Genomic DNA, 26,050 nt, shown 5'->3' on the forward strand with positions numbered 1-26,050 from the left:
ACATCTTATTCTCGATGAATCACGCTTTGATTATCATTCGTTAAAATCGCGGGACCTATCTCACTATGATTTTGGAGGAATCGAGTGTGATGAATGATAACTTCGGTGCGGCGTTTCGCATTGGGTGTAAATTCATTGGGGCCGCCATGACGAATGTTAATGGCAGCGCCATTTTGCGCTTGATTATGCCGAAATTCACACTGATTGATAATCAGTTTTGAACCGTCTTGGACAAAAATAGCCCCTCCCGCAATAGCGTGATTATGCAAAAAGCGAACATGATTCAGCGTAATTTGTGAATGAGCAAAAATATATAACCCGCCGCCATCATCATGATAATAAATAGGGATTTGCGAGGCATATAATGGAAAATGCGTGGGATAATAAGGCGCTTGATTAGCATCACCATGTTGGATCACCAAACGATCGAGTGTGACTTTGACGCCTTTGCGAGTTATATCATTACCTGCGGTAAGCACATGCCATATGGCATAATCACCCTCTAAAATCGTCGCATTTTTCTCTATGTCAGGAGAGCGTTGTGTGCGAGTTTTTTCATGCCCCTTAAAGCCACCATAAATACTAACGCCATCAATGAGTGAAAATGTTCTCAGACAACGCTGATAATGCTTTACATCCTGTTGATAATGAGTCAATTTTTGTTTGAAAGTAATGCCAGGATTATATTGTTTTTGCGAGAAAGCGCCGCCGACGATTTGAATGTGCTGATGATTTTCCGGAGCATAGGTTTTTGTGGGGCGATACACGCCTTTTGCGACCCAAATTTCATGAATGTCTTTATCGTCTGTTGCAGCATCTAATGCCTGCTGTAAATCTTGATAGGGAGACTCCCAGCAAGACCCATTGCCATGCAATACAGATGTATTTGCATCAACACAAATGGTTTTTGCAAATAATGCTGTTGCATAACAGGTATATACCAATAAAAAGAGAAGATGCACTTTAAACATGAATAACTCTTTCAAGATTTTTATTATTATCGGTAGTTTCTTCTCAGGGTAATAGTTGGTAAAATAAGTCAATAGACACATCGTGTATCTACAACAATGAGGTAATCATGCTGAACCTTGGCCCCTTACAAGAAGAGATTTTTTTAATTGCATTACAAGATACGAATACAAGCATTGCTGAAATTGAAATGGGACTAGGTTTAGAACAATCCTTGTTATTCACCGCCATCACTCAAAACTTTCAAAATATCATTAAAGCACTCATCGCACGAGGTGAAAATTTTAATCAACGTAATGTGCTAGGCGAGACCATTGCTCATCAGGTACTCAAAGTAGGCACTAAACCCGCATTAGAATTGCTAAAAACATTGGTCATTCAGGGGCATGTTGATATCAAAGCTCAAACGGATGTTTTTTCTAACCCATTTCACTATGCTTCACAAATAACCGATCCTGAATTGCTAACGATCTGCTTCTCTATAGCAACCTCTGATTTACTCGTGGCACAAAATCAAATCGGAAGCTCTGCGCTTAGCAACGCAATTGCACGTGATAATTTCAACTTTCTTGAAATAGCAATTGCACAATTTCCTGAACTCATTAAGTTGAAACAAAACCAGACAGGCCATTTAATGTTGGCATGTGATTCATTGTTGCATGATATTGCAAATAGCAATGCACAGGGTTGCTATAACGTTTTAAAAAATAAATTTACGGATCAAATTTGGTCTGCATTGAATCAGTATCGGATTGAGGAAGCATTGCCTATCGATGTCGCTGTTTTGAAAGGACATCGAGCATTATTTCAATCATTTAAAGGTTATCGTCACGGTAGTGGTTTCCCAACGTTGAGTTGGATAGCAGCTCAGGAGGCAGCAAAAACAAATCACCCACTTCCTTATCCTCATTTACAGGATATGATAGATGATGCGCAAGAAGATCAGGCATATCAAGCAGAACTAGATAACTGGCAAGGAGAAGATCAAACAGCCGCAGAAGAGACGTATCATATAAGACACAGACGCCGAATCAGTCCTTCTTTAGCCGAAGACAACGCTACTATCATCGCCTCACCGCGCAGACGATCGTTCTAAACCTCGAATTAAAGCATTAACCGCTGCAATATCTTCAGCGGTTAATATGCCCGCTGCTTGCTTAAGTTTTAAACCTTGAAACAAATAGTTGTAACGTGCTTTCGCATGGGTTCGTTCGGCATTCAGTAAATTAGATTCAGCATCTAATACATCGACCATGGTACGGGTGCCCACTTCATAGGCAGCAAGCGTTGCTTGTAGGGCACTTTTACTCGACACAACAGTTTGGGCGAGGGCCTGTACTTCACTGATAGTCGTGAGTACACCGCGGTAGGCCTGACGAGTTGCGCTATCGGTAGAACGTTTTTGTATTTCAAGCCGTTCTTTGGCCTCACAATACCGAGCCGTTGCTTCCTGAGTACGAGAATAAACACCACCACCTGAAAAAAGTGGCACAGAAACGTTAAGGGCTAAGACTCGATTATAAACCAATTGATCAAAAGGAAACGGTGGAGCTCCCTTTGAACGTTGCAGTTGGCCTGTTAAGTCAAATTTAGGATAGTGCCCAGCCACTTGAGTGCCAATCACCGCTTTGGCTTGCAAGGTTGTTTCCATTGCCGCAATGATATCAGGATTGCTGTGCTCGGCTGTTTCTACCCAAGTTTCTTGCGCCGCAGGATTGGGTGCAAGTAAAGGCAACGGTTTGGTTGTTTGAAATAAGGTGATCTCTTTAATTGGCGTTCCGGTAATTTCACGGAGTTTTTCATATTGATCCGCAACTGCATTTTGCGCCGCAATTTCTTCAGCTACTGCTTTATCATGACGGGCTCTTGCTTCTTCAACATCGGTGATAGCAATTAAACCCACTTCAAAACGCTGTTTGGTTTGTTCTAATTGACGAGCAAAGGCTTTACGCTGTGCTTGCGTAAAATGCAGATCATCAATAGCGCCTAAAATAGCAAAATATTGCTGTGACACTCGAATCATTAACGCTTGTGTGGCGCTATAGTAGGTGGCATAAGCGCCTTTAACAACATGGCGGGCTTGATCAAGTTGTGCCCAATGCTCTGGATGATATAAAGGCTGCGTCAAATTCAAGCTATAATTTTGGGTATTATAATCGCCTTGAAATGATGCATTACTATTGATCCCGGTTGTGTTATAGCTTGCCGATAAATTAGGGATCATTTGCGCAATCGCTTGAGGTAATGATTGCTGATTGGCTTGCAAATTAGCATATGCCGCTTTCAAGGTAGGATCGCTCTCTGTTGCTAATTGATAGACTTGCCAAAGATCTTCTTCGGCTTTAGCAATGTGAACGGCACCAAAACTTGCAATAACAAATATCAAATGACGAAAACGCATAAACACCTTGTTTAAAATTGAAATTTTTCGGGTTGTGACGCATGGATAAGGCTTGGAACGACGGTTTCAAATAGGGTCGTCAAACGATAAGCATTTTGCTCTCGTGCCATCTTAATGGCCTGCATCGCTGGAGCCTGTCCACAAATGGCAAAAAGTCTTCCGTTGGGCTTAAGTTGTTGGCAGACGGCATCTGGAACACCCAAAGGATAAGAGCCTGTGATGACAATCACATCATAAGGCGCTAAATGGTCAACGCCGAGTACCCCATCTTGATGTAATGGCGTGACATTATGGCAATTCAATTGAGCAAGCAGTTGCTTTGCTTTTGCTAATAAAGGTTCATGAATTTCAACTGTAACAACACTCTGGGCTAGTTGACTCAAGCAAGCGGTAACGTATCCTGTGCCCGTACCAATTTCTAATACTTTTTCAGTGCCTGAAAAAGCCATCGCTTGTAAAGCGCGCCCAACCACTTTCGGCGCTAACATGGTTTGACCTTCTCCTAGCGGAATATCAGTATCGGTATAAGCAACCGCTTGATATTCCATAGGGACAAACAGCTCCCGAGGAATGTTGGCCATAACGGTTAAGACATCCTCGTCAAATACCTGCCAGGGTCTTATTTGCTGTGCCACCATATTATTGCGAGCGTGCATGAAATTCATTGTCATATCCAAGAAAGTTCAATAAATAAATTAAAATAATTACAAAAGATTTAGCACGCATCCTACCATACTTATTTGCGATGCGCGTAGAACCTTTCTACGTTAGACTTTGCCAGAAAATACGCACAAAAGGAGAAGTTCGTGACAAAGTGGGCTTGGTCGCCAGCTTGGCAACAAAAAGATATTGAAATTAAGCAAAAAAACTTAGTTTATGATGGTTTTTTTAAAATGACGGAATTTCATTTACGTCATCGTTGTTTTTCAGGCGAATGGAGTCCTTGGCTAGTGAGGGAGCAGATCCGTCGTCAAGATGCTGCAGCCATTTTATTAGTCGATTTAACCCATGAAACGTTAGTCATGGTCGAACAAATACGGATTGGTTTACTGGGCACATTAGAAAAGAGCCCTTGGATGTTAGAGATCGTGGCAGGTTTATTGGAGCCTGGTGAAAGTGCAGAAGAAACGATTCGTCGCGAAGCGCAAGAGGAAGCACATTGTCAGGTAAGCCATTTAGTGAAAATTGGGGAGTTTTATAATACGCCAGGGGGTTTTGCAGAGAAAACCATGTTGTTTTGTGCTCAAGTAAACCAACCTCAAATGGAGGAAGGAGGTGTGCATACGGAGCATGAAGACATTCGCATTCATGTCTTGCCCATCCAGGATGTATTAACGGCTTGGGAGCAAGGCGCATTTGCATCCAGTGCTTCCACGGTTATCGCCTTACAATGGTTAAAAGAGAAGATGAGCAATCGACAACTTGCGTCTATACTCAAACCATGAATTTTAATGCATACATGGCTTGCTGCAGCGCTAATTATCAGCGGATGCGTCAATTGCTCCCAAAGGAGTATGACATTGGGGACGCATTTCGGTGGGATTTAGGTGCGGTAGGGCTTTTTGAAGTTATTTTAGAAACTCGACAAACATATACTGATGTTTATCGAGTTGCTTATCGTGCGTTACAAAATTCTAGATGGTTAACAAACTTTGTCGTGCAGTTAAAATTATATCATGACGCCTCCTTAGCAGAGGTGACCGCTTATTTGACCCCCCAAGGCACTATGCAACTCTTTTCTGAGCCGGCCCCAAATAAACTACCTTACTGGGAAAAATGGCAAATGAATCATTTAGTTTGTGATGCATTGCTATGCTGTTTAAACCATCAAGGTACGTGATAACTTTCCTTGGAATGATCCACTGCCAATAAAAAAGTCATTGCGAGACTTCTGCAAAAATGGTATTCACCAAAAAGCTAACGTAAACCGTAGGTTACAAATATTTATTAGTTGAATAACAAAAAATCAAAATGGCAAAACAAGCATATAACGCAGAAGCGATTGAAGTATTAAGTGGGTTAGATCCTGTTCGTAAACGTCCTGGCATGTATACCGATACAGCAAGGCCGAATCATTTGGCACAAGAAGTCATTGATAATAGTGTCGATGAAGCACTAGCAGGGCATGCGGATGAAATTACGGTCATCCATTACAAAGATGGTTCTTTAAGTGTTAAGGATAATGGCCGTGGTATGCCAGTTGATAAACACCCGGAGGAAAAATTATCGGGAGTTGAACTGATTTTAACCCGTTTGCATGCAGGGGCTAAATTCTCCGACAAAAGTTACAATTTTTCAGGTGGATTACATGGCGTCGGTGTTTCGGTAGTGAACGCATTATCGAAAAAACTAGAGGTTATTGTTTTTCGCGACGGCCAAGAGTATCAGATGACCTTCAAAGATGGTGAGGTCAATACACCCCTTAAAAAAACGGGAACAGTGCCAAAGAAAGAAACAGGTACTATTATTCGTTTTTGGCCTGATCATAAATATTTTGATAATGGCAAATTCTCTATTTCCAAGTTGTGTCACATTTTAAAAGCCAAAGCCGTCTTATGTCCTGGACTGCGTATCAACTTTCAAGAAGAAGGAGGGGAATCGCAAACTTGGTATTATGCTGATGGTTTAAGCGCTTATCTCTTAGAAAGCATGCAAGATAAAGTGTGTTTACCACAAGAGCCGTTTGCAGGAGATTTTGCTTCGGATGCCGAAACGGCAACTTGGGCAGTCATTTGGTTACCCGATGGCGGTGAAGGCTTACAAGAAAGTTATGTTAACTTAATTCCCACGGCATTAGGCGGTACCCATGTAAACGGGTTACGTAGTGGTTTGGCCGAAGCGATGCGAGAATTTTGTGAGACCCGTAATTTATTGCCAAGAGGCATTAAATTGGCACCCGAAGATGTGTGGGAACGTGCTCAATATGTATTGTCTGTCAAAATGCGTGAACCACAATTTTCAGGACAAACCAAAGAACGTTTAGCTTCCAGACAATGTGCCGCTTTTGTTTCGGGTGTTGTCAAAGATGCTTTTAGCTTATGGCTGCATCATCATGTTGAACAAGGTGAAGAATTAGCACAACTTGCGATTCAAGCTGCTCAAACTAGGTTGCGCCAAGGCAAAGCCGTTGCTCGTAAAAAACTGACACAAGGGCCTGCATTACCTGGCAAACTGGCAGATTGTTCCAGTCAAGATCCCTTGCGCAGCGAATTATTTTTAGTGGAAGGAGATTCTGCGGGCGGTTCAGCAAAGCAAGCTCGAGATCGCGTATTTCAAGCAGTCATGCCACTTCGCGGCAAAATTCTCAATACTTGGGAAGTGGATGTTAACGAAATTCTGTCCTCACAAGAGGTGCATGATATTGCGGTTGCCATTGGACTCGATCCAGGTAGCGAAGATTTGAGCAAATTGCGCTATGGCAAAGTTTGTATTTTGGCAGATGCTGATTCTGATGGACAGCATATTGCTACCTTATTATGTGCATTATTCTTGAAGCACTTTCCCAGTTTGGTGGATAAAGGCCATGTTTTTGTCGCAATGCCGCCACTTTATCGAATCGATATTGGCAAAGAAGTTTATTATGCCTTAGATGATGATGAAAAAGATGGCATTTTAGATAGAATCAAAGCTGAAAAGAAAAAAGGGAAAGTCAGCATTCAACGCTTTAAAGGGTTGGGTGAAATGAATCCCATGCAATTGCGAGAAACAACGATGGCAAGAGATACGCGCCGTCTATTGCAATTACATGTCCCTAATCCTGAGGCTGCTAATACAATGCTAGACATGTTATTAGCTAAGAAGCGATCAACCGATCGTCGGCAATGGCTAGAAAACAAAGGCGATTTAGCAGAGATCAATATTTAACAGTAATTCTTGGAATCCCTACATGGTGAGACAAAATAAACCAATGAGGGATTATTAAGGGGGAGAATTGACAATCTCCCCCTTAATTGCAAGCAAAAGCTAAGCTTTTGCGCAGTATATTAATGCAGGAAGCAATTCTCATCGAGAATTGCTGATATTTAACCAGCAATTAAATTTTAAGAGAAGTTGCATGAGCCAAAGCAATGTTATTTCCTTTGAAGGCGTAGAACGTCAGCCTATCGAAGTCTTTACTGAAAAAGCCTATCTTGATTACTCGATGTACGTCATCATGGATAGAGCGTTGCCCCATCTTGCTGATGGTTTGAAACCCGTTCAGAGACGCATTATTTATGCGATGTCAGAACTGGGTTTAAATGCAATGGCAAAATATAAAAAATCGGCACGTACGGTGGGTGACGTGTTGGGTAAGTTTCATCCGCATGGTGATAGTGCTTGCTATGAAGCGATGGTGCTATTAGCACAGCCATTCTCTTATCGTTATCCATTAATTGATGGGCAAGGTAACTGGGGATCGCCAGATGATCCTAAATCCTTTGCCGCGATGCGTTATACAGAAGCAAAACTAGCAAAATTTGCTGAAATCTTTTTAGCAGAGCTAGGCCAAGGAACGGTTGAATGGGCTCCTAACTTTGATGGAACGTTGGAAGAACCCAAAACACTTCCCGCAAGATTACCCACTATTTTACTGAATGGTACGACGGGTATTGCGGTTGGGATGGCAACGGATATTCCACCGCATAATCTGAGAGAAATTGTTGACGCTTGTATTCACATCTTAAAAAATCCTAAATCGAAGGTGCAGGATTTAATGCAATTTGTTCCTGGGCCTGATTTTCCAACTGATGCGGAAATCATTACGCCTGCGGATGAAATTAGGAAAATCTATGAAACCGGGCAAGGCACGATTAAGATGCGTGCCAAAATTATGCATGAAGATGGTACCATTATTGTCACGGCTTTACCTCATCAAGTGTCAGGCGCAAAAGTTTTAGAGCAAATTGCGGCACAAATGCAGGCGAAAAAATTACCGATGGTTGAAGATTTACGAGATGAGTCTGATCATGAGAATCCTACTCGACTTGTTATTGAACCCCGTTCTGCGAAAATTGACAAAGAAGCGTTAATGTCACATTTGTATGCCACAACAGATTTAGAACGCACCTATCGCGTGAATATGAATGTGATTGGTTTAAATGGACGTCCGCAAGTTAAGAATTTATTAGAATTATTAACAGAGTGGTTGGTCTTTAGAACAGAAACTGTTCGTAAACGTTTGCAGTATGAGCTTGAAAAAGTAAAATCGCGTTTGCATATCTTAGACGGTTTGTTAATTGCATTTTTAAATATTGATGAAGTCATTGCCATTATCCGTCATGAAGACAATCCCAAAGCGGTATTGATGAAGCGTTATGCGCTATCGGATATTCAAGCAGATGCAATTTTAGATTTAAAATTACGTCACTTGGCCAAATTGGAAGAGCAAAAAATCAAAGGTGAACAAAAAGAATTAGCAGCAACTCGTGATAAATTGCAACAAACGTTGGATTCTGAGACAAAGCTCAAAACCTTAGTGCGCAAAGAATTAGAACAAGATGCACAAACTTTTGGTGATGCAAGACGCTCGCCGCTTGTGGTGCGTGAGCAAGCGCAGGCACTCAAAGAAACTGACAGAGCACCAGCAGAACCGGTTACCATTATTCTGTCTAATATGGGTTGGGTACGCCAAGCCAAAGGTCATGAAGTTAAGGGCGCTGATCTCAGTTACAAAGCGGGTGATGGTTTCTTTATGCAAGTGCCTGGTAAAAGCACGGAATTTGTTTATTTCTTAGATTCGACAGGGCGTAGTTATGCGCTGTTACCTCATACGTTGCCTTCAGCAAGAGGGCAAGGTGAGCCATTAACTGCCAAGCTGAAGCCACCAGCGGGTGCTACCTTTGTAGGAATGCTGAGTATTCCTTTACAAGAGAAGGTGCTATTGCTTGCTAATAACGGTTATGGCTTTATTACTAAAGTAGAAGAATTAGCAACCAAAAATCGCAGTGGCAAAGCCTTGTTGAAAGTTGCGAATGATGCAAAAGCATTAGCGCCTCTGATCTTAAATGCCAATGATACCCGTTTGGCTTTGTTAAGCGATGATGGGCGATTATTAGTGGTTGATTTAAGTGATGTGCCCGAAATGACTAAAGGTAAGGGCATGAAGATTGCGCAGGTATTGGCAGGTAAATCAGGTCCCGAAGAAATGATTATTGCTTGTTGTGCATTCTCACACAAAGACAGCCTTATGTTACAAGCAGGGCGTAAACAGCTCGTTTTAAAACCAAAAGAGCTGGATGAGTATTTGTCAGAACGTGGTAAGCGTGGTCAGAAACTGCCTAAAGGTTTTACCCAAGCAACCATTCTCAGCTCTATACCCAAAGGCTAGCGTAAATGGTGAGCTAAAGAATGGCTCACCGTTTCATAGGCCACTTGTAAGGCCGGTGCAACAAGATAATTCCAAGTAGGTTTTGCAATCAACCAAGCTGCGTCGATTGCAAGGCCTGTTTTAAGCCCTTCTACAGCCGTTCCTAGCGTGCATCGTAGTGTATCTGAAAAGGTTAAAGGTGCCCGTTGATTGGTGGGATTACCATTCGCATCGAGCTTTGGACAACCCAGAAAATACACGGCACCAAGACCAACTGCGGCCCCAATAAGCACGGCTTCATCTGTTGCCCACCCATTATCCAGGGGGCTTGAATGATAAAGCGCATTTAACTGATTAAGCAGTTGCATCATCATAAGATTTTCTCAATGTACTTACATCTAAATTCATTTAACTGGAAGGAGTATAGCAAAATGACTCATCGTAAGCATGGTTTGGGAGACCTTTGGTCTTGCGGAGGGCGAGTTTTGTCGCTTTATCGCATTTTATTGGTATTTGTATTCTCTTTGGTAGGTTGGCGACTGTCACCGATACCATTTCGTTCTAAAAATTCTTGAACCTCATTTTCAGAATCAGGATCCATCCCTAAAGCTTGCCATTGTAAGCGGACGCTAGCAGGAACAGAAAGACCGAATTCAATATCTTGATCAAGATTTGAACCTGATAATTCAATTAATTGTGTTAATGTTCCTTCGTAGGGTGAGTTTTTACCTTGACGTTCAAGGTTAACGCGTTCTTGCAAATCAGGGTTATTGGCAATTGCATAGGCAGAGGCTTTTAGCATTGCATCAATGCCTTTTTGTAGATCATCTTTGTCTTTTTCAGAAATATCTTTTTTGAGTTGTGATAATTTATTCGCTGTATCCACGATGGTTTTAATGATGCTGAAATCTTTTTCGACCATGAGTTTATTTTTTTCCTGCGGTGAGATAGCAAGATCGTATGCTGGCGTGTAGGCAGATGAGGGGTCATCATTGGTCGCCATCATGCCTCCTTTGGATATTGCATACTCTTATTAAGCTAGTGTAACGCAAAAATAAGTGAAATGGATTGCACCTACACGATTACAAGAGGGGATTTGCATGTGTTGGTTCGGAGGGTTGTGCAAATAATAACTGCTCTAGTAAGAATTCGACACCAAATTGTTGATAGCATGGGGATAAACTGTAATTTTTTTGTAATAAGGTAGGATAGATTTTATGTTCAAAAGCAATGGAGATTTCTTGTCCTGATTTAAAAGGTAATAAAGGCGTAATTAAGGTTTTAGGTTTACTATGAAGAGGCTCCTCAGCTAATAAAAGTGTTGGGGTTGGGTGTTGCGTCTCTTCAAAGAAAGCATGAACGGCAAGAATTTGCTGACTTAAAATTTTTACCCCAAATAGTATGGTATTATCCTTTTCATGGCGCAGCCATCGAATAGTGCCAATGATCCAAGTTTTTTTCTGATCAGCTGATTCTTTCTGAACAGCGATAATCTCGCCGCATTGTAATTGTGGCGGAATTTCTTCTGACCATTGTAAACAATATCCGCCTTCACTTTGATCAATTAATTCACAGTGATAATTTCGATAAGATTGAGAACTTTGTTCTTGTTGATCCTCTGATAGATCAATAACTTCTAAATCATATAAAGTTTCACTCATACCTTCAGAGGCTAAATGATGTTCACTAATAAACCAATGACAAGCAGATATCCCTAAGCAAACAGGGATGATGCCATGCATTTTATCTCTTTGTTGTGTTCTTCCTTTTACGTATTGCCAAGTGCTCAATATAGACTCTATAAATGTTTGAGGAAGCATTTGTTCTGCATCGAGAAAATAATGAGAAGTTTTGTTTTCGTTAGGAATCGTTTTGTCTAACAATAATTTTTCAAGTCGCAAGGTAATTTTATCAAGAATTAAGATAAAGCTGTTGCTAGACGGATTGGGATGTAAGGCAGAATAAAGGGGGGGCGTATCAAGCTCCATATCCAGAATATATAAGCCAGATGAATTTTCATTCAGAGGCTTCAGTACTAGAAGTGGTGCCCATACCTCCAAAGCATAGATTAAATTAGAAATTTCTGATTTAGCTAATCGATAAGGATTGGAAATAACGAATAATAAGCAATTTTTATAAAGATCATCTAAGGTTTTGAAACGTGTTTGCCATTCAATCCATTTGTTCAAAGCTTTATTATGAATCCGTTTCTTTTGTGCTAAAAGATATAATGTATGTAGTTCATTCCAAATGCCTGGGGGCGGTTCGCGATGTTGTTTATAAGCATCAAAAAGCATTTTTTCACAACAAATCATGGCGTTGTATAAAGACGCAATTAATATCTTTTTCTTGAAAAACAAAGAATTTGATGATTGATTAATAATAATTTTATATTCATTCAACATTTCAAAATATAAAGCATTAACAAGATTTGCAATCAATTGTTGTTTTGCTGAAAGGACTTCTCGTTCTGCATGTAATTTAGCTAAGACTTCTCCAAGATAACTTAGTGTCGGCCGCAAATGAGAAATCAGCGTAAATCGCTCGCGTGTTTTTAATGGCGTTTGATGCAGATCTTGTAAGAAAAGATATAAGGCTTGTGCGCTGGAGGCTAAATTAGATAAAGGTAATTGACGGCGCCATGTATCGACATCAGTAAGGTTAAAATTGTGTTGTGGGACATGATTTTCCTTTTGTACAGGAAAAATAAGTCCATCGCGGCTTTTAATGAATTCCATAGTGATATCCTAGCCTTCATATATGAAGTATAGGAATTAACGGCTATTTTGTTAACTCTCAAATTGAGAAACTGTGAGTGTTTCCAGCGGAATTTTACAGAAAGCGTTTGGTAGCTCTTTGACAAATTTGGGTACGAGGTAACCCGGGAGGCTTTCTCGTAATGCTTGTTGAAGATGTTGAGCTTTGGCAAGAGAAATTTCAAAGTGTTCACTGCCTGCTACTTTATCTAGCATATGTAAATAATAAGGCATGATCCCTGATTTAAATAATGCTAATGATAAATTTTTCAGGCATTCAACATTATCATTGATATCTCGCAACAGAACCGACTGGTTTAAGACCTGTATTCCTTGTTTTCTTATTTTTGCGACACCCTCAGCTATTTGAGGAATGAGTTCTCTGGCATGGTTAATATGATAGACAATCGTTGTATGAAAACGATTATCTAATGTTGCTAATAGTGTTGAGGTAATACGTTCTGGGATCACAACCGGCAAACGCGTATGAAAACGCAATAATTCAATATGGCGAATTTTGGCAAGTTCTTGTAAAAAAGCAGACAAGGTTTTATCACTTGCCATTAAAGGATCCCCGCCACTTAAAATAACTTCAAATACGTCGGGTTGATTTTCAAGATAACTGAAAATAGCATCCCATTGCCGTCCCGGGTTATTTTTCTTATAGGGAAAGTGGCGTCTAAAGCAATAACGACAATGAATAGCACAGCTACTGGTGAGCGTGATGAGCACTCTTGAGGGATATTTATGTAAAAGACCGGGTACTGGATTAAAACGAGCTTCTTGTAATGGATCGGTAGAATATTTGTTTGATGAATGGCTTTCTTCAGGGGTGCTCAGTACTTGGCGAAGCAAGGGATCATTAGGGTCTGCTTTTCGCATCCGACGCACAAAACTCTCTGAAACACGTAAAGGGAATTGTTTATCCCATTGCCATGCAATGTCTTTTTCCGACAGATCAAGCATCTGAAGAAGGGTGGTTGGATCCGTTATCATTTGCCGTAGCGCTTGCTGCCAGTCAGGTTGTTGTTGCAAGACAAGAGGTTGGGTTATCATGGGCGTCTTCAAAAAGCCCAAAGTATAAACTAAAGCGCAAGCAACACACAAAAAATCAGGTGATTAATGGCAACATATAGTACCAATGAGTTTCGTCCCGGGTTAAAAATCATGCAGGATAATGATCCGTGCACCATCATCGAAAATGAATTTGTTAAACCAGGCAAAGGCCAAGCATTTAATAGAACCAAGTTCCGCAACTTAAAAACGGGGCGTGTGCTTGAAAAAACCTTTAAATCAGGTGACACGGTTGAGGCTGCGGATGTCGTGGATGTTGAAATGCAATTCTTGTATTTCGATGGTGAACATTGGCATTTCATGGTACCTGAATCTTTCGAACAACATGAGATGAATGCAAAAGTGGTTGATGAAACAGCAAAATGGCTGAAAGAGCAAGATATTTGCATTGTGACCTTATGGAATGGTTCCCCCTTATCCGTGGCGCCTCCTAATTTTGTGACATTAGCCATTACCGAGACCGATCCAGGTTTACGAGGTGACACTTCAGGCGGTGGTACTAAATCTGCCACGTTAGAAACCGGTGCTGTCATTCGCGTACCGCTGTTCTTAGAAATTGGTGATAGTGTGAAAGTTGATACTCGTAATGCAGAGTATGTTTCACGAGCAAAATAGTGAGTATTGACTGGCAACCAAGCGCGTCACTTTCCAGGTTAAAAGAGCGCGCTGATTTTTTGCGTGATATACGACATTTTTTTGCCAAGCGCGAGATCATGGAAGTCGATACGCCATTGCTTTGTTTTGGCGTAGCGACCGATCCAGGGCTGCAAGCTTTTGCTGTTAATGTCAGTGCTCAAAAGCCTTCATTTCGTTATTTACAAACTTCCCCTGAATACGCCATGAAACGTTTGGTTGCTGCAGGCAGTGGTCCTATTTATTATTTAGGAAAAGCATTTCGGGCAGAAGAAGTCGGGCGCAAGCATAACCCTGAATTTACCATGTTGGAGTGGTATCGTCCTGCTTGGGATCATCTTGCTTTAATTGCAGAAGTCGATGAGTTAATGCAAGAGCTATTGGGAACATTACCTGCGCAAGTGGTTACTTACGCAGATTTATTTCTACATTATTTTAATATTCAACCACACCTTGCTGAACTATCGCAATTACAAGCTGCGGCCATTGCCAAACAATGGGTGGCCGCGACAGACTTGCCGGAATTAGATAAGGATGGTTGGTTAGATCTTTTGATGAGCCATGGTATTGAGCCTTATCTTGGGCAAGAACGCCCCTTAGTGGTAACCGATTATCCTGCATCTCAAGCGAGTTTAGCAAAGACGAGAATGATTGAACAAACCGTGCCTTTTCAAGTGGCCGAACGCTTTGAATTTTATTTTAAAGGGATTGAATTAGCGAATGGTTACCATGAATTATGTTGCGCAAAAGAGCAAGCTGCGCGCTTTGAAGAGGATTTGACCAAAAGAAAGGCCTTTGGTTTGGCAGAGCTTCCTATCGATCATTATTTGTTAGCAGCTTTACAAGAAGGATTTCCTCCCTGCGCAGGGGTTGCATTGGGCGTTGATCGTTTATTGATGTTAAAGGTCAATGAGAAAGACATTGCGAAAGTGTTGCCTTTCGCATGGGCTGGGGCTTGAATAAGCCAGTAAGGTTAGTGAACGCCTGGCGCCATACGGTGACAGTATTTGTGCTCTTCTTCTTCTCGCTGCTTCTGTAAACCACAAGGCATTGGCATTGATTTTCTGGCCAAGGAAGATGCGCCTGGCAAATAAGTGCGTCCTGCTTCAAAGGTGGCTTGTAGATTGAGTGAAGGCATATGGGGAAATTCGTGCGCTTGGCCATTGAGGATTGCCATCAGTAGTTGAATCGTATAAGGCTGCTCTTTACTTTGTTGGCCAGCAGCGGGTTTGGGTTGTAGAGTAGGCTTAGTTTCAGTGTTTATTCTTTCAACCCGCGGACACAATTTATCGAAAAGATTCTTAGCTAAGCTTCTTTGGCCGGCATTAATATCATCAAAGAATTCATCGTTAAGAATGACATTAACCGCCGCAAAGGAAGATTCGATAAAATGATCGTTGATTTTATCCGGTGATACAACTTTCAAACCAATTGGCTTGAGTAATGGATTTAAAGCGCGCTTTAGCAAGGGGAATACACATTCACGAATGGTTGCTGCCATGGCTTCTTTGGAAGCTTCTACCAGGTTGCTGTCATCATTCCTGATATTAGGAAACAATTCTTCCAACTTTTGAGTCAAAGCTTTAGGCCCACGGTTGAGCGCCCAAAGACACATCAATGCTGGGCTATTATCACAGTCATTATGCTGATTGATATTAATTTTAGAGGCAAGAACACGAACACGCTCCGTTTGAGCGTGAGCGATGGCATAACAGAATTGCACTTGCTGTGGCGTCATTCCTTTCCCCTTGGTTTTCAAAAAAGGAAATCATGGCAGAAACTGACCGATCCGCTGGCCAACGACAATTCGAGAATCTTGGGAATATTCCTTTTCCCATCGCAAGTTCTCAGCAAACAACATAATTACAGTAGAACCGAGAGAAAAATAACCCATTTCTTCGCCTTTGTCTAACACTATATGCTGCTCTTGCGTTTGAGGGTATTGAATATGAAGCGGTTCTTTGTTTCTTTGCGAGCTAATATGGCCTGCCCAGCGAGTCGCAATGTTGCCAACAATCATGGCGCCAACGAGCACCATTGCAAATGGCCCCTCTTGATTTTTAAAGAGAGAAACCACGCGTTCATTGCGAGCAAAGAGCTGATCGACATGTGTGGCTGTTAGTGGGTTAACCGAAAATAAATCGCCAGGAAGGTAAGACATTCGTTCTAAAGTACCAAGGCATGGCATATGAACACGGTGATAATCTTTAGGAGCAAGATAGATGGTGGTGAAATGTCCATTTTGAAATGGTTTAGGATCGATATCACCGCCTAAGAGTGCGCTAACGCTGTAAGAATGATTTTTAGCTTGTACTAAGGTACCGTTTTCAATTCGGCCGATTTGGCTAATCACACCGTCACAAGGGGCGCAAACCGCATTAGGCGTATGATCAACAGGGCGCAATTCTGGTTTAAGGTGACGGATAAAGAAATCATGGAAAGAAGGATAGGCTGTGGCGTCTTGTTCTATCGCTTCTTGCATATTGATGCCATAGAGCCGAATAAAGCGTTGAATCGCCCAATTTTTAAACCATGGGATTTGGCAATGCGATAACTTGCCATAGCACCATGAAATAAAATGTTGTGGTAAATAATTTTGACGCCAAACTTCAAACGGAACTTGCACAATAAACCTCTGTTACAATTTAGATTGCATAAAATTAGCTATCGAACTGTATCACAATGAAATTCAATTTGCATCTTCTTCGATTATTTTTCCGTTCGATCAGCCAGTAGGGCATGGTAATTTTCAAGCCGAAAAGCGGGTATCTGCTGGTTTTTGATAGCAGTGAGTAAAGCGCATCCTGGCTCACTTTGATGCTCACAATTTCGAAATTGGCACCTCCCTAAAAAGGGGGCAAACTCAGTGTAACTTTCAAGAATATCGGCTTTGCTAAGATGGAGTACTTTAAATTGGTGAATGCCTGGCGAATCAATAATATTTCCACCTTCTGGTAAGTGATAAAGGCGGGTGGCAGTGGTGGTTTGGCGACCTAAACGTTCATTGTGTGAAAGCGTTTGAATCGTTGCTTTGGCATCCGGGAGCAACGTTGTGAGTAAAGAAGATTTTCCAACGCCCGATTGGCCAACTAAGATGCTAGTGTTGTGATTTAACTGCGCACGTAATTCATCGAGTCCAACCTTAGTTTTGTTGCTTACCTTTATGAAAGGATAACCAAGCTGCGCATAAGCTTCTATTCTGGCTGCTAGTGCATCGTGTTGGGGGGATGAAAATAAGTCCCATTTATTGATCACAATCGTGACAGGTAATTGCAAATGATGGGCAACAACAAGATAGCGATCGAGAGTGGTTGCTTGCGGAATAGGCGTTAATGCAAGTACGACGATCATGCGATCAACGTTGGCAACAACCGGTTTTGTGGTGTGCTTGTAGGGCTTGGTAATGACCGAATGCCGCTCTTTGCAGGCAACCACGATGCCAGTATGCTCATCGATCGGTTGCCAAATAACATTATCTCCGGTTACCAGCGTACCTAGATTTTGACGAAGCTTACATTGAAAAAGTTGTCCGCTTGCGTTTTCCACAATCAAAGTGGTTCCGTAGTGCGCGACTAAAAGGCCAGGTTGTTCCAGGCTATGCCCCTCTTCTGCTCGGGAGAGACGTTCAGCTTGGATCTTTTTTTGCCGCTTAATTTGCCGGTGAGTGAGTCTATTTTTTGTCATATTCCCTATACTAATTTATTCTATGCCTTATGTCGCTAGTATAAGTCAGTTTATACTCTTCACAGTAATTTTGACGGGGCTATATCCCTGAAAGGACAGATCATGAATGAAAAACTAAGCAATTTAATTTGGATAGACCTTGAGATGACTGGCTTAGATACCCAGAATGATCAGATCATTGAAATCGCAACGCTGATTACTGATAGCCAATTAAATGTGCTCGCTGAAGGCCCAAACTTGGCAATTCACCAAAGTGATGAGATTTTGGCAAAAATGGACGAATGGAATACCAAGCAACATAAACAATCAGGATTAACGGAACGCGTTCGTAAAAGCACCATTACCCTTGAAGAAGCGCAACAAAGAACATTGGCTTTTGTTTCGCAATATACTTCACCACGATCATCCCCAATGTGTGGAAACACGGTCTGTCAGGATCGTCGTTTTTTGCATCGTTTAATGCCAAGTTTAGAAGCTTATTTTCATTATCGGCATTTAGATGTCAGTACGGTAAAAGAGCTGGCAAAAATGTGGGCACCTACTGTTTTCAAAGGGCTTAACAAAGAATCTAAACATCTAGCCTTAGATGATATTAAAGAGTCTATTGATGAGCTGCGATATTATCGCGATCATTTTTTTCATCTTGAAGATAAAGGGAGTCAGTCTTCATGACAGAATTACCTCTTGCGCTCTATCGAGGACAAGATGTTAAAGCATTAGACCGACTTGCAATTCAAACAGAAAATATTTCTGGTTACCAATTAATGAATCGCGCAGGCCTTGTGCTATGGCAAATACTACAAACGCGCTGGTCGAATGTGAAAAAGATTATCGTCTTTTGTGGTAATGGTAATAATGGGGGCGATGGTCTTATTTTAGCGCGTTTAGCAAAAGATCATGGGCTTGATGTCACGGTTTATGAAATACAAAAGCCAAACGAGAACAGCACGCTTGAGGCAACACAAGCGCGTCAAGATTGGCTAGCAAGAGGGAATATAACACTTTATTCAGGCCAATCTCTTGACGGTGATTTAATTATCGATGCAATGCTAGGGACTGGTGCAAGAGCGCCGTTAGCCCCGCAATTCCAAGAAGCGATTCATCAGATCAATCGAAGTCGTCTATCTGTGTTAGCGGTTGATTTACCTTCTGGCTTACATGCTGATACGGGAAATAATCTGGGAGCAGTCATTCGAGCCGATATGACGGTCACTTTCATTGGCTTGAAAGTGGGATTATTTCTTAAAGAGGCTATTGATAATGTAGGCGAGATTATCTTTGATGATTTAAGTATTCATCAATCACTTTATGCCAATATCAAACCCTGTGCTTGGCGTTTAACCCACGAGCAAGTGATGAGTGCATTAAAGAAACGCCCACTGTCTAGTCATAAAGGACATTTTGGGCACGTTGCTGTTATTGGGGGCGGCATCACCGGATACAGTGGTGCCCCCGCATTAGCAGGGGAAGCTGCAATGCGTGCTGGAGCAGGATTAGTTTCTGCCGTAGTTGCCCCAGAAAGTTTACCTTTACTTGCACGTTCGCCACGTGAATTGATGTGTTATGGTCCTGAAAAAGTAAAAGAATGCGAAACACTGTTTACGCGTGCAACCGTATTTGTCGTCGGCCCCGGGTTGTCGCAAACCGCTTGGGGAAAACAATTTTTTCAAGCGACTTTAACACAAAAAAAACCGATGATAGTTGATGCTGATGGATTAAATTGGTTAGCGCAATATCCGCAAAAATCAATGCATTGGATCTTAACGCCGCACCCTGCAGAAGCAGCCAGATTATTAAATTGTTCTGTTGAACAAGTTCAAGCAGATAGATTACAAGCGGCTATCGATATACAGCAACGTTATGGTGGCGTTATTGTGCTCAAAGGAGCAGGTACCGTCATTATTTCAGAATCGGGGGAAGCGGTAATTAACCCAGGTGGCTATCCTGCGTTAGCAACAGCAGGAACAGGAGATGTCTTAGCGGGTTTAATCGGTGGCTTATTAGCACAAGGGCTTTCTCCGATGCAAGCTGCATTATTAGGGGTGAGTACTCATACACAAGCGGCATTGATTGAACAATCGTTTGGCGAACGTGGCATGATAGCCAGTGATTTACTGCTCCATATTCGCACCTTATTAAATACATTTGATACACAATGAAGCATTTAACATTGCAATATAAAATAGATAGCTCATCAGCTATGGAGTTGTTGGGAAATGATTTAGCTAAAGCTTTGCCTAACGGTGGTATTGTTTATTTGCAAGGAGATTTAGGGGCAGGTAAAACAACATTCGTGCGAGGTTTTCTGCGCGCACTAGGTTATGAACAGACCGTAAAAAGTCCAACTTATACTTTGGTTGAACCTTATGAATTTAATCAAGTTGTTGTTTATCATTTCGACTTATATCGACTTAGCTCAAGTGATGAATTAGAAGGTATCGGGATCCGAGATTATTTTCATGCAAATGCTATTTGCCTGGTAGAGTGGCCGCAAAAAGGTGCACCTCTTTTACCGGAACCGGATCTGACATTAGTGATACAAATTATTGAAAACAAACGTCTTGTGGAAATTAAAGCAAATAACAACAGGGGAAATGATGCGTTACAAACATTGGGTCGCAGCATTACTACTGACAATCAGTAGTTCGTCGGTATGGCCCGCGCAAAAAATAGAAAGTTTAAGAGTGTGGGCTTCCCCGGAGAGTACACGAATTGTTTTGGATTTATCTGGCGAAGTTAAATACAAATTATTTATTTTAGAAAACCCATATCGTGCTGTGCTTGATATAGCAGATACCGAGCTCAAATCTAAATTAGATGAAACGATGCTAGAAGGTTCTGGCATTAAGCGAGTGCGTTATGCTCATGAAAATGGTAGAGTCAGAATTGTTTTTGATTTAGATTCAAAGGCAACAGCGAACAGTTTTATTTTGTCTCCCAATCAATCTTATAACCATCGTTTAGTGGTGGATTTAGCACAAGCTATCAAAACACCAGCTATCGTAAAAGCGGATGCAAAAAAATATTCGACCAGAGAATTCATTGTTGCTATTGATCCTGGACATGGTGGCGATGACACAGGCGCAATAGGTTTAAAAAAGAAACTTCGTGAAAAAGATGTTGTCTTTGCTGTCTCTAAGAAATTGGAAGCTTTAATTAATGCTCAAAAAGGCATGCGTGCTTATTTGATTCGCTCTGGCGATTATTATGTGGGCTTGCGAAAAAGAATGAGTTTAGCCAGAGAGCAAGGTGCAGATTTGTTTATTTCGGTGCATGCCGATAGTTTTAACGATCCAAGAGCAAGCGGTGCTTCTGTCTATGTGTTATCCGAAAAAGGGGCAAGTAATGAGGCTTCTAGATGGCTCGCTGAAAGAGAAAACCGGGCAGACTTAGTGGGTGGAATCAGTTTAGAAGATAAGGGAGATGTACTGGCTTCGGTATTGTTAGATCTGTCACAAACAGCAAGTCGAAATGCCAGTCAAGAATTAGCAGCTCAGCTTATTGCTAATCTGGGGAAAGTGACGGATCTTCATCATAAGTCAGTGCAACGTGCAGGTTTTATGGTTTTAAAGTCACCTGATATCCCATCGGTATTGGTAGAATTAGGATTCATTTCTAATCATAAAGGAGAAGAGAAATTAGCTCATGCCACGCATCAGCAAGCATTAGCGAATGCGTTACTTACCGGAATTAAGTCTTATGCAGCCAAACGCTCAGCGCCTGTTAAGCATGATGATTCTAATATGGCGCATAGGAATAATAGAGAAGAAGTATTGGCATCTCGATAATGATGAAAAGAATATCACAGTTAAGCAGTGTTTTAGCTAATCAAATTGCTGCAGGAGAAGTTGTAGAAAAACCGGCTTCTGTTGTTAAAGAATTAGTTGAAAACAGCTTAGATGCAAACAGCACGTTGATTGAAATTGATATAGAAGGTGGAGGCATCCATCTTATCCGTGTCAGAGATAACGGCGAAGGTATTGTCAAAGAAGATTTGTCGCTTGCTTTTGCTCGTCATGCAACCAGTAAAATTAGCTCGGTTGTGGATTTGAATGCGATTGTTACATTAGGTTTTCGTGGAGAAGCGCTGGCTAGCGTTGCTTCAATTTCACGCTGCCGATTATCTTCAAAAGCTTATGGCAAAGAAGAGGCTTGGCAAATTCAGCTGTCAGGTGATATGACTCCAATCATTCATCCCGTAGCCCATACGCAAGGTACAACCGTTGAAATTGCGGATTTATTTTATAATACTCCTGTGCGACGTAAATTTATTCGTAGCGAGAAATCAGAATTTCAAGCGATTGATGATACGGTCAAGCGTTTAGCGCTGAGTTATCCAACCGTGACTTTTCGTTTAGCCCATCAAGGCCGGCAGTGCCGTCATTATCCAGGTGTTTCTACTTTAACGAAAGAAGCTTCTCGGATAGAAAAAATTTGCGGCCAAACTTTTATCAATCATGCTTTAAAGATTGAACTGGAGGCGCATGGTTTAGGATTGCGAGGTTGGTTAGGAAAGCCTGAATTACTGAAACGTCAAGCAGACTGTCAGTATTTTTTTGTTAATCAACGTATGGTTAAAGATAGATTATTAAATCATGTGATTAAAACGCTATATCTTCAACAACTAGGCTTGGATGAAGGGACACATCCTAGTTATGTGTTATATCTGACCATTGAGCCTAGCGAAGTTGATGTCAATGTACATCCAACGAAACAAGAAGTGCGTTTTAGCCAACCAAGACATGTTCATGACTTTATCGCAAAAGCGATTAGTGACGCGCTAGGACATCCTGTACAAACGAATCTGCTTACCAAAACTCAAGCACCCCGCAAACGTCAAATACCAGAGTCTTTTGCAAGAAAGGATCTTAAAGAAATAGCGATATACCCACAACAGATGATATCGAAAGCACGTCGCTATGCCTTTATTGAAGATGAAGAGGGGGTACTTGTTTGCGATCTGATTAAAGGAAAAAATTCGCTATTAGCCATTTATTTTAGTGAGTTATGGGATAATGTGCCTTCTCAACCATTATTATTCCCCTTAACTATTCCGTTAGCCAATGATATTCAATTTGAATCTTCCTATTTATCATTGTTTGCAGCACTAGGATATCAATTAAAAATACAGGATCATGCGTTGTCATTGTTTATTGCACCACGCATTACGCAACCTAATAGCGAATTGATATTACAGATGCTAGGGCAAATGCAGTTAAAGCAAAATAAAATGAACTTATGCGAATATTTAGCAAAACAATTATCAATCCAGAGTTTATATACAATGGATCATGATAGATTTTCTTGGCTTTTAAGAAGATGGATTGAAATGAATCCAAAAGGTGCATGGCGACGCTTTTCTTATGATGAGTTTGCACAGTTGATTGAATTACCATTTAACACCTAATTCGTACCAATAGTCATTTTAGTGACAAGATTTCATAAGGTGAATGACTAGCAGTGATTCTAGTCAGATGTTGTTGCTTGTGTGAGCTATCAATTTTTCGATAAATTTTGTAAAATAGCTTAATAAAATTTATTGATAAGACTTCAATATGCGTAGCATCATGGAAGTCGCATGTTACACATTTGATATAATAGGGAGGTTTCATGTGTAACATTCAAATTAGCCTATACCGCTTGCGCTTAATTTGAAAAAAAAATCTACACATATATGAGCGGTGTCATTCAAAAAACGGTGCTATCTTGATTGAACTTCTAACGCAAATGGCCAATTTAATTGGTATTATCGGTGTCATTGTCCTTGTTTTAGCTTACTATTTATTACAATCTAATCGACTTTCTTCTAAAAGCATTAGTTATTCATTAATGAATGTTATTGGCGCAAGCTTCATCTTATATTCATTGATCCTTGACTGGAACACCCCTGCAGTTATCATGGAATCAGTATGGATTGTTATTAGTTTAGCTGCATTATTTAAAGCTATTACTAAGAAAAATGCTTAAACAGTTACCCATTCTTTGTATTATTGGGCCAACAGCAAGCGGTAAAACAGATGCAAGCCTCGCTTTGGCAGAACATTTACCTATTGAAATTATTAATGTTGATTCTGCACAAATTTATCAAATGATGGATATTGGCTCAGGTAAACCCAGTAAAGAGATACTTGCCAAAATCCCACATCATTTAATGAATATTTTGGATCCTGCCCAAGCTTATAGTGCAGGGCAGTTCTGTCATGATGCCATTAAAGCCATTCATGAAATCCAATCAAGAGATCGAATACCCGTATTAGTTGGCGGGACAATGCTTTATTTTAAGGTTTTACAAGAGGGATTATCAGAGCTGCCAGGTAGCTCTCCTTCGATCCGCGCACAATTAGATAAAGCAATGCAGGATAATGGGTTGGAATCATTATATCAACGATTACAACAAGTGGATCCAGAGCGTGCACTACAGATAAAACCCACTGATCCACAACGGATTCAGCGTGCATTAGAAATCTATGAATTGACGGGTAAAACCATGTCACAGTGGCTGTTAACCCCTCGTACAACGTTACATGATTATACATTTGTTAATCTTGGTATATTGCCAATGACAACGCCAAGAGAGGTGCTTCATCGCCGTATTACGCAGCGTTTTGAAAATATGCTATCAGCCGGTTTAGTCGAAGAAGTGAACGTTCTTTTTCAGCGCGGCGATTTAGATATTAACTTACCCGCATTGCGTGCAGTCGGTTATCGTCAAGTATGGCAATACTTAGCGGGACACTTAAACGAACAAGAGATGAAAGAGCAGGCAATAGCGGCAACACGACAATTAGCAAAACGTCAGTTAACATGGTTAAGAAGTTGGCCGAATTTAACGAGTATCGATTTTCTCGATCCAGAAATACTAACTAAAATTGAGAAACATATCGTCATTTGAAGTTTATGAAATAGACTGCTGTATTAGGGGAAGCATTTAATCTCCCCCTAATATTTACTCTACTTTATTTAAGTTTGGGTTGCTTTTTGCCAGCAGGTTCCTCTTCCAAAGAATCTATCGACGAAGACAGCGAGCGCATTTGTGGTTGACGCTTTCCATGTGGTTCATCTTCCAGAAAGTCTAGCGATGAAGATAGCATTTGTGGTTTACCTAAAGATTTCTCTTTACGTATTTTTGTGGTGGTCAGCAAAGACTTTTGCGTAGCAAGATTGGCAACAGGTTCTTTTGCTAAAACCGTTATTCCTTGTGCTTCATTCATTTCAGCAATGGCTTCTTGGGTAGATAAATAGTGATGCCCTTGCCTTGTCACCCTACGATGTTTTGGCACTTGACGACCATTTAACCCGTAAAGATCTTTGCCTTCAGATGAAAAGACGATCGAACCTGCCTGTTGCTTATTGATGATCCTTAAAGCATTTGCTGCCGTGCTAGGATTTGTTTCACCGAGCAGTTCAACGATATTGCGACCAGATACCAAAGGAGCAACCACAGAAGTTGGAGTGATATCTGCTAAGGTTTCAATCGGTGCTATTTCTGGTGATTGGGTATGGAGGGCAATACTTGCAAGCTCTTTAGGTTGAGCGATATTGTCAGCCATGACATCAGCCGTGGTGAGTTTACGATGTTTTTTAGGTGGTTTTTTACCATGTGCTTTCGCTTTGTTTTTGTCTTCAGTTGTAGCTTTCTTATGATGTTTTGATTTTTCCTTGTCTTCAGATTTTTTATGATGCTTTGATTTTTTGGGTTCAAGAGATACAGTTTGCGCAGGCTCAGTAGAAGAAGTAGGGACTGCTGTTGGCACAACCGTATGGGTTGGGGGTAAGCCGATAAGATCATGTTTAATGCTTTTCCACGTTCTAGAAATTGCTTTGGTAAAATGTTTCATTGTCATACTCCTTAACGTTTCATTGGTTATAGGTCAATACACGTAAAAAAATAGAGAACCTGTGTTCTCAAGTTGCTTTGATTATCAATATTTAATATTCATAATCAAAGCGACTATTCATTTCGAAACTAGAGTTTTTTACCTTTGTTGTTTTTATTGGTGTTATCAGTACGTTTGGGATCAATACCATGATGTTTTTGATCTTGGGTATGACGTTGTTGATCTTGACTCGTGCCTTGCGTGCCGTGCTTGGTAAATGTTGTATCTTTTTTAGGATCATGTTGTGTTGGTTTCATACTGGCATTCCTCTCGATTGATCTACTGATTATTTGCAACCTGAAAACATTGCTGTATTCATTTGCTACACACAAATCGGTGTTGTGTGAGTATCATAGACGATAATTTTGCA

Annotated in this window: 26 protein-coding genes; 14 read left to right on the forward strand and 12 right to left on the reverse strand. The window is 41.0% G+C overall.

Annotated features, from left to right (window positions below; all coding sequences use genetic code 11):
• Positions 1–5 precede the first annotated feature (5 nt).
• On the reverse strand, positions 6–971 hold the full coding sequence (locus tag HT99x_RS01770; protein ID WP_075066896.1) for a hypothetical protein: 966 nt from the start codon (positions 969–971) through the stop codon (positions 6–8).
• Between the two features lie 107 nt (positions 972–1,078).
• Here HT99x_RS01770 and HT99x_RS01775 point away from each other — a divergent pair, with 107 nt between their 5' ends.
• A complete protein-coding gene (locus HT99x_RS01775; protein WP_075066897.1) occupies positions 1,079–2,065 on the forward strand; it encodes an ankyrin repeat domain-containing protein in 987 nt (328 codons plus the stop codon).
• On the opposite strand, the gene HT99x_RS01780 is transcribed toward HT99x_RS01775, so the two are convergent.
• A complete protein-coding gene (locus HT99x_RS01780) occupies positions 2,042–3,370 on the reverse strand; it encodes a TolC family outer membrane protein (protein ID WP_259565159.1) in 1,329 nt (442 codons plus the stop codon). The genes HT99x_RS01775 and HT99x_RS01780 overlap by 24 nt on opposite strands.
• An 11-nt stretch (positions 3,371–3,381) precedes the next feature.
• Positions 3,382–4,035 carry a methyltransferase domain-containing protein gene (locus HT99x_RS01785; RefSeq protein WP_075066899.1) on the reverse strand — a complete coding sequence of 218 codons (654 nt, stop codon included), beginning with the start codon at positions 4,033–4,035 and terminating at the stop codon, positions 3,382–3,384.
• A gap of 141 nt (positions 4,036–4,176) precedes the next feature.
• Here HT99x_RS01785 and HT99x_RS01790 point away from each other — a divergent pair, with 141 nt between their 5' ends.
• From HT99x_RS01790 to parC, 4 genes are all read left to right on the forward strand, one after another.
• Positions 4,177–4,815, forward strand: a complete 639-nt coding sequence (locus HT99x_RS01790; protein WP_075066900.1) for an NUDIX domain-containing protein — start codon at positions 4,177–4,179, stop codon at positions 4,813–4,815.
• 53 nt (positions 4,816–4,868) lie between these two features.
• Positions 4,869–5,210: a DUF1249 domain-containing protein gene (locus HT99x_RS01795; protein ID WP_158003403.1), complete on the forward strand. Its 342-nt coding sequence runs from the start codon at positions 4,869–4,871 to the stop codon at positions 5,208–5,210.
• A gap of 131 nt (positions 5,211–5,341) precedes the next feature.
• Complete coding sequence (gene parE / locus HT99x_RS01800; protein WP_075066902.1) at positions 5,342–7,234, forward strand: DNA topoisomerase IV subunit B; 1,893 nt, start codon at positions 5,342–5,344, stop codon at positions 7,232–7,234.
• 190 nt (positions 7,235–7,424) lie between these two features.
• Complete coding sequence (gene parC / locus HT99x_RS01805; RefSeq protein ID WP_075066903.1) at positions 7,425–9,677, forward strand: DNA topoisomerase IV subunit A; 2,253 nt, start codon at positions 7,425–7,427, stop codon at positions 9,675–9,677.
• On the opposite strand, the gene HT99x_RS01810 is transcribed toward parC, so the two are convergent.
• From HT99x_RS01810 to epmB, 4 genes are all read right to left on the reverse strand, one after another.
• A complete protein-coding gene (locus HT99x_RS01810; RefSeq protein ID WP_075066904.1) occupies positions 9,674–10,030 on the reverse strand; it encodes a hypothetical protein in 357 nt (118 codons plus the stop codon). The genes parC and HT99x_RS01810 overlap by 4 nt on opposite strands.
• Before the next feature lie 119 nt (positions 10,031–10,149).
• Positions 10,150–10,662, reverse strand: a complete 513-nt coding sequence (locus HT99x_RS01815; protein ID WP_139016623.1) for a hypothetical protein — start codon at positions 10,660–10,662, stop codon at positions 10,150–10,152.
• A gap of 76 nt (positions 10,663–10,738) precedes the next feature.
• Complete coding sequence (locus HT99x_RS01820) at positions 10,739–12,394, reverse strand: cyclic-di-GMP receptor FimW-related protein (RefSeq protein ID WP_075066906.1); 1,656 nt, start codon at positions 12,392–12,394, stop codon at positions 10,739–10,741.
• Positions 12,395–12,445: 51 nt separating this feature from the next.
• Positions 12,446–13,468, reverse strand: a complete 1,023-nt coding sequence (gene epmB, locus HT99x_RS01825; protein WP_075066907.1) for an EF-P beta-lysylation protein EpmB — start codon at positions 13,466–13,468, stop codon at positions 12,446–12,448.
• Between the two features lie 66 nt (positions 13,469–13,534).
• On the opposite strand from epmB, the gene efp reads away from it, so the two are divergent.
• Together efp and epmA are read left to right on the forward strand one after the other, a co-directional pair.
• Positions 13,535–14,101, forward strand: a complete 567-nt coding sequence (efp, locus tag HT99x_RS01830; RefSeq protein ID WP_075066908.1) for an elongation factor P — start codon at positions 13,535–13,537, stop codon at positions 14,099–14,101.
• Positions 14,101–15,078, forward strand: a complete 978-nt coding sequence (gene epmA, locus HT99x_RS01835) for an EF-P lysine aminoacylase EpmA (RefSeq protein ID WP_235528450.1) — start codon at positions 14,101–14,103, stop codon at positions 15,076–15,078. The genes efp and epmA overlap by 1 nt, the downstream gene beginning before the upstream one ends.
• Before the next feature lie 14 nt (positions 15,079–15,092).
• Here epmA and HT99x_RS01840 read toward each other — a convergent pair whose 3' ends face one another.
• The 3 genes from HT99x_RS01840 to rsgA all read right to left on the reverse strand — a co-directional run bounded on the left by HT99x_RS01840 (position 15,093) and on the right by rsgA (position 17,803).
• Positions 15,093–15,857, reverse strand: coding sequence for a hypothetical protein (locus HT99x_RS01840; RefSeq protein ID WP_075066910.1), 765 nt, complete (start codon positions 15,855–15,857; stop codon positions 15,093–15,095).
• A 30-nt stretch (positions 15,858–15,887) separates the two neighbouring features.
• Entirely contained in the window at positions 15,888–16,745 is an 858-nt protein-coding gene (gene asd / locus HT99x_RS01845) for an archaetidylserine decarboxylase (RefSeq protein ID WP_075066911.1), read from the reverse strand.
• Between the two features lie 83 nt (positions 16,746–16,828).
• Positions 16,829–17,803, reverse strand: coding sequence for a ribosome small subunit-dependent GTPase A (gene rsgA, locus HT99x_RS01850; protein WP_075066912.1), 975 nt, complete (start codon positions 17,801–17,803; stop codon positions 16,829–16,831).
• A 102-nt stretch (positions 17,804–17,905) separates the two neighbouring features.
• On the opposite strand from rsgA, the gene orn reads away from it, so the two are divergent.
• From orn to miaA, 7 genes are all read left to right on the forward strand, one after another.
• Positions 17,906–18,475, forward strand: a complete 570-nt coding sequence (orn, locus tag HT99x_RS01855; protein ID WP_075066913.1) for an oligoribonuclease — start codon at positions 17,906–17,908, stop codon at positions 18,473–18,475.
• Entirely contained in the window at positions 18,472–19,962 is a 1,491-nt protein-coding gene (locus HT99x_RS01860; RefSeq protein WP_259565170.1) for an NAD(P)H-hydrate dehydratase, read from the forward strand. Before orn ends, HT99x_RS01860 begins: the two co-directional genes overlap by 4 nt.
• Positions 19,959–20,447: a tRNA (adenosine(37)-N6)-threonylcarbamoyltransferase complex ATPase subunit type 1 TsaE gene (gene tsaE / locus HT99x_RS01865; protein WP_075066915.1), complete on the forward strand. Its 489-nt coding sequence runs from the start codon at positions 19,959–19,961 to the stop codon at positions 20,445–20,447. The genes HT99x_RS01860 and tsaE overlap by 4 nt, the downstream gene beginning before the upstream one ends.
• A complete protein-coding gene (locus HT99x_RS01870; RefSeq protein ID WP_083482930.1) occupies positions 20,398–21,591 on the forward strand; it encodes an N-acetylmuramoyl-L-alanine amidase in 1,194 nt (397 codons plus the stop codon). Before tsaE ends, HT99x_RS01870 begins: the two co-directional genes overlap by 50 nt.
• Complete coding sequence (gene mutL, locus HT99x_RS01875) at positions 21,591–23,210, forward strand: DNA mismatch repair endonuclease MutL (protein WP_075066917.1); 1,620 nt, start codon at positions 21,591–21,593, stop codon at positions 23,208–23,210. The genes HT99x_RS01870 and mutL overlap by 1 nt, the downstream gene beginning before the upstream one ends.
• 299 nt (positions 23,211–23,509) lie before the next feature.
• Positions 23,510–23,770: a CBU_0592 family membrane protein gene (locus HT99x_RS01880; RefSeq protein WP_083482931.1), complete on the forward strand. Its 261-nt coding sequence runs from the start codon at positions 23,510–23,512 to the stop codon at positions 23,768–23,770.
• A complete protein-coding gene (gene miaA / locus HT99x_RS01885) occupies positions 23,763–24,695 on the forward strand; it encodes a tRNA (adenosine(37)-N6)-dimethylallyltransferase MiaA (RefSeq protein ID WP_075066918.1) in 933 nt (310 codons plus the stop codon). The genes HT99x_RS01880 and miaA overlap by 8 nt, the downstream gene beginning before the upstream one ends.
• Before the next feature lie 64 nt (positions 24,696–24,759).
• Here the strand turns inward: miaA and HT99x_RS01890 are convergent, their stop codons facing one another.
• Both HT99x_RS01890 and HT99x_RS01895 read right to left on the reverse strand, forming a co-directional pair.
• On the reverse strand, positions 24,760–25,641 hold the full coding sequence (locus HT99x_RS01890; RefSeq protein ID WP_075066919.1) for a hypothetical protein: 882 nt from the start codon (positions 25,639–25,641) through the stop codon (positions 24,760–24,762).
• 128 nt (positions 25,642–25,769) lie between these two features.
• Positions 25,770–25,937, reverse strand: coding sequence for a hypothetical protein (locus HT99x_RS01895; RefSeq protein ID WP_158003404.1), 168 nt, complete (start codon positions 25,935–25,937; stop codon positions 25,770–25,772).
• Positions 25,938–26,050: the final 113 nt, after the last annotated feature.

Origin of the sequence: Candidatus Berkiella aquae (genome assembly GCF_001431295.2) — a bacterium.
Classification (GTDB): domain Bacteria; phylum Pseudomonadota; class Gammaproteobacteria; order Berkiellales; family Berkiellaceae; genus Berkiella; species Berkiella aquae.

Excerpts from the sequence above, each read along its gene's own strand:
- HT99x_RS01780 (WP_259565159.1), bottom strand. The coding sequence starts at position 3,370 with ATGCGTTTTCGTCATTTGATATTTGTTATTGCAAGTTTTGGTGCCGTT.
- parE (WP_075066902.1), top strand. The coding sequence starts at position 5,342 with ATGGCAAAACAAGCATATAACGCAGAAGCGATTGAAGTATTAAGTGGG.
- HT99x_RS01815 (WP_139016623.1), bottom strand. The coding sequence starts at position 10,662 with ATGATGGCGACCAATGATGACCCCTCATCTGCCTACACGCCAGCATAC.
- HT99x_RS01890 (WP_075066919.1), bottom strand. The coding sequence starts at position 25,641 with ATGAAACATTTTACCAAAGCAATTTCTAGAACGTGGAAAAGCATTAAA.
- HT99x_RS01870 (WP_083482930.1), top strand. The coding sequence starts at position 20,398 with ATGATGCGTTACAAACATTGGGTCGCAGCATTACTACTGACAATCAGT.
- epmB (WP_075066907.1), bottom strand. The coding sequence starts at position 13,468 with ATGATAACCCAACCTCTTGTCTTGCAACAACAACCTGACTGGCAGCAA.
- HT99x_RS01840 (WP_075066910.1), bottom strand. The coding sequence starts at position 15,857 with ATGACGCCACAGCAAGTGCAATTCTGTTATGCCATCGCTCACGCTCAA.
- parC (WP_075066903.1), top strand. The coding sequence starts at position 7,425 with ATGAGCCAAAGCAATGTTATTTCCTTTGAAGGCGTAGAACGTCAGCCT.
- HT99x_RS01810 (WP_075066904.1), bottom strand. The coding sequence starts at position 10,030 with ATGATGATGCAACTGCTTAATCAGTTAAATGCGCTTTATCATTCAAGC.
- efp (WP_075066908.1), top strand. The coding sequence starts at position 13,535 with ATGGCAACATATAGTACCAATGAGTTTCGTCCCGGGTTAAAAATCATG.
- HT99x_RS01785 (WP_075066899.1), bottom strand. The coding sequence starts at position 4,035 with ATGAATTTCATGCACGCTCGCAATAATATGGTGGCACAGCAAATAAGA.
- HT99x_RS01895 (WP_158003404.1), bottom strand. The coding sequence starts at position 25,937 with ATGAAACCAACACAACATGATCCTAAAAAAGATACAACATTTACCAAG.
- HT99x_RS01770 (WP_075066896.1), bottom strand. The coding sequence starts at position 971 with ATGTTTAAAGTGCATCTTCTCTTTTTATTGGTATATACCTGTTATGCA.
- rsgA (WP_075066912.1), bottom strand. The coding sequence starts at position 17,803 with ATGACAAAAAATAGACTCACTCACCGGCAAATTAAGCGGCAAAAAAAG.
- HT99x_RS01820 (WP_075066906.1), bottom strand. The coding sequence starts at position 12,394 with ATGGAATTCATTAAAAGCCGCGATGGACTTATTTTTCCTGTACAAAAG.
- orn (WP_075066913.1), top strand. The coding sequence starts at position 17,906 with ATGAATGAAAAACTAAGCAATTTAATTTGGATAGACCTTGAGATGACT.
- tsaE (WP_075066915.1), top strand. The coding sequence starts at position 19,959 with ATGAAGCATTTAACATTGCAATATAAAATAGATAGCTCATCAGCTATG.
- HT99x_RS01860 (WP_259565170.1), top strand. The coding sequence starts at position 18,472 with ATGACAGAATTACCTCTTGCGCTCTATCGAGGACAAGATGTTAAAGCA.
- HT99x_RS01775 (WP_075066897.1), top strand. The coding sequence starts at position 1,079 with ATGCTGAACCTTGGCCCCTTACAAGAAGAGATTTTTTTAATTGCATTA.
- mutL (WP_075066917.1), top strand. The coding sequence starts at position 21,591 with ATGATGAAAAGAATATCACAGTTAAGCAGTGTTTTAGCTAATCAAATT.
- miaA (WP_075066918.1), top strand. The coding sequence starts at position 23,763 with ATGCTTAAACAGTTACCCATTCTTTGTATTATTGGGCCAACAGCAAGC.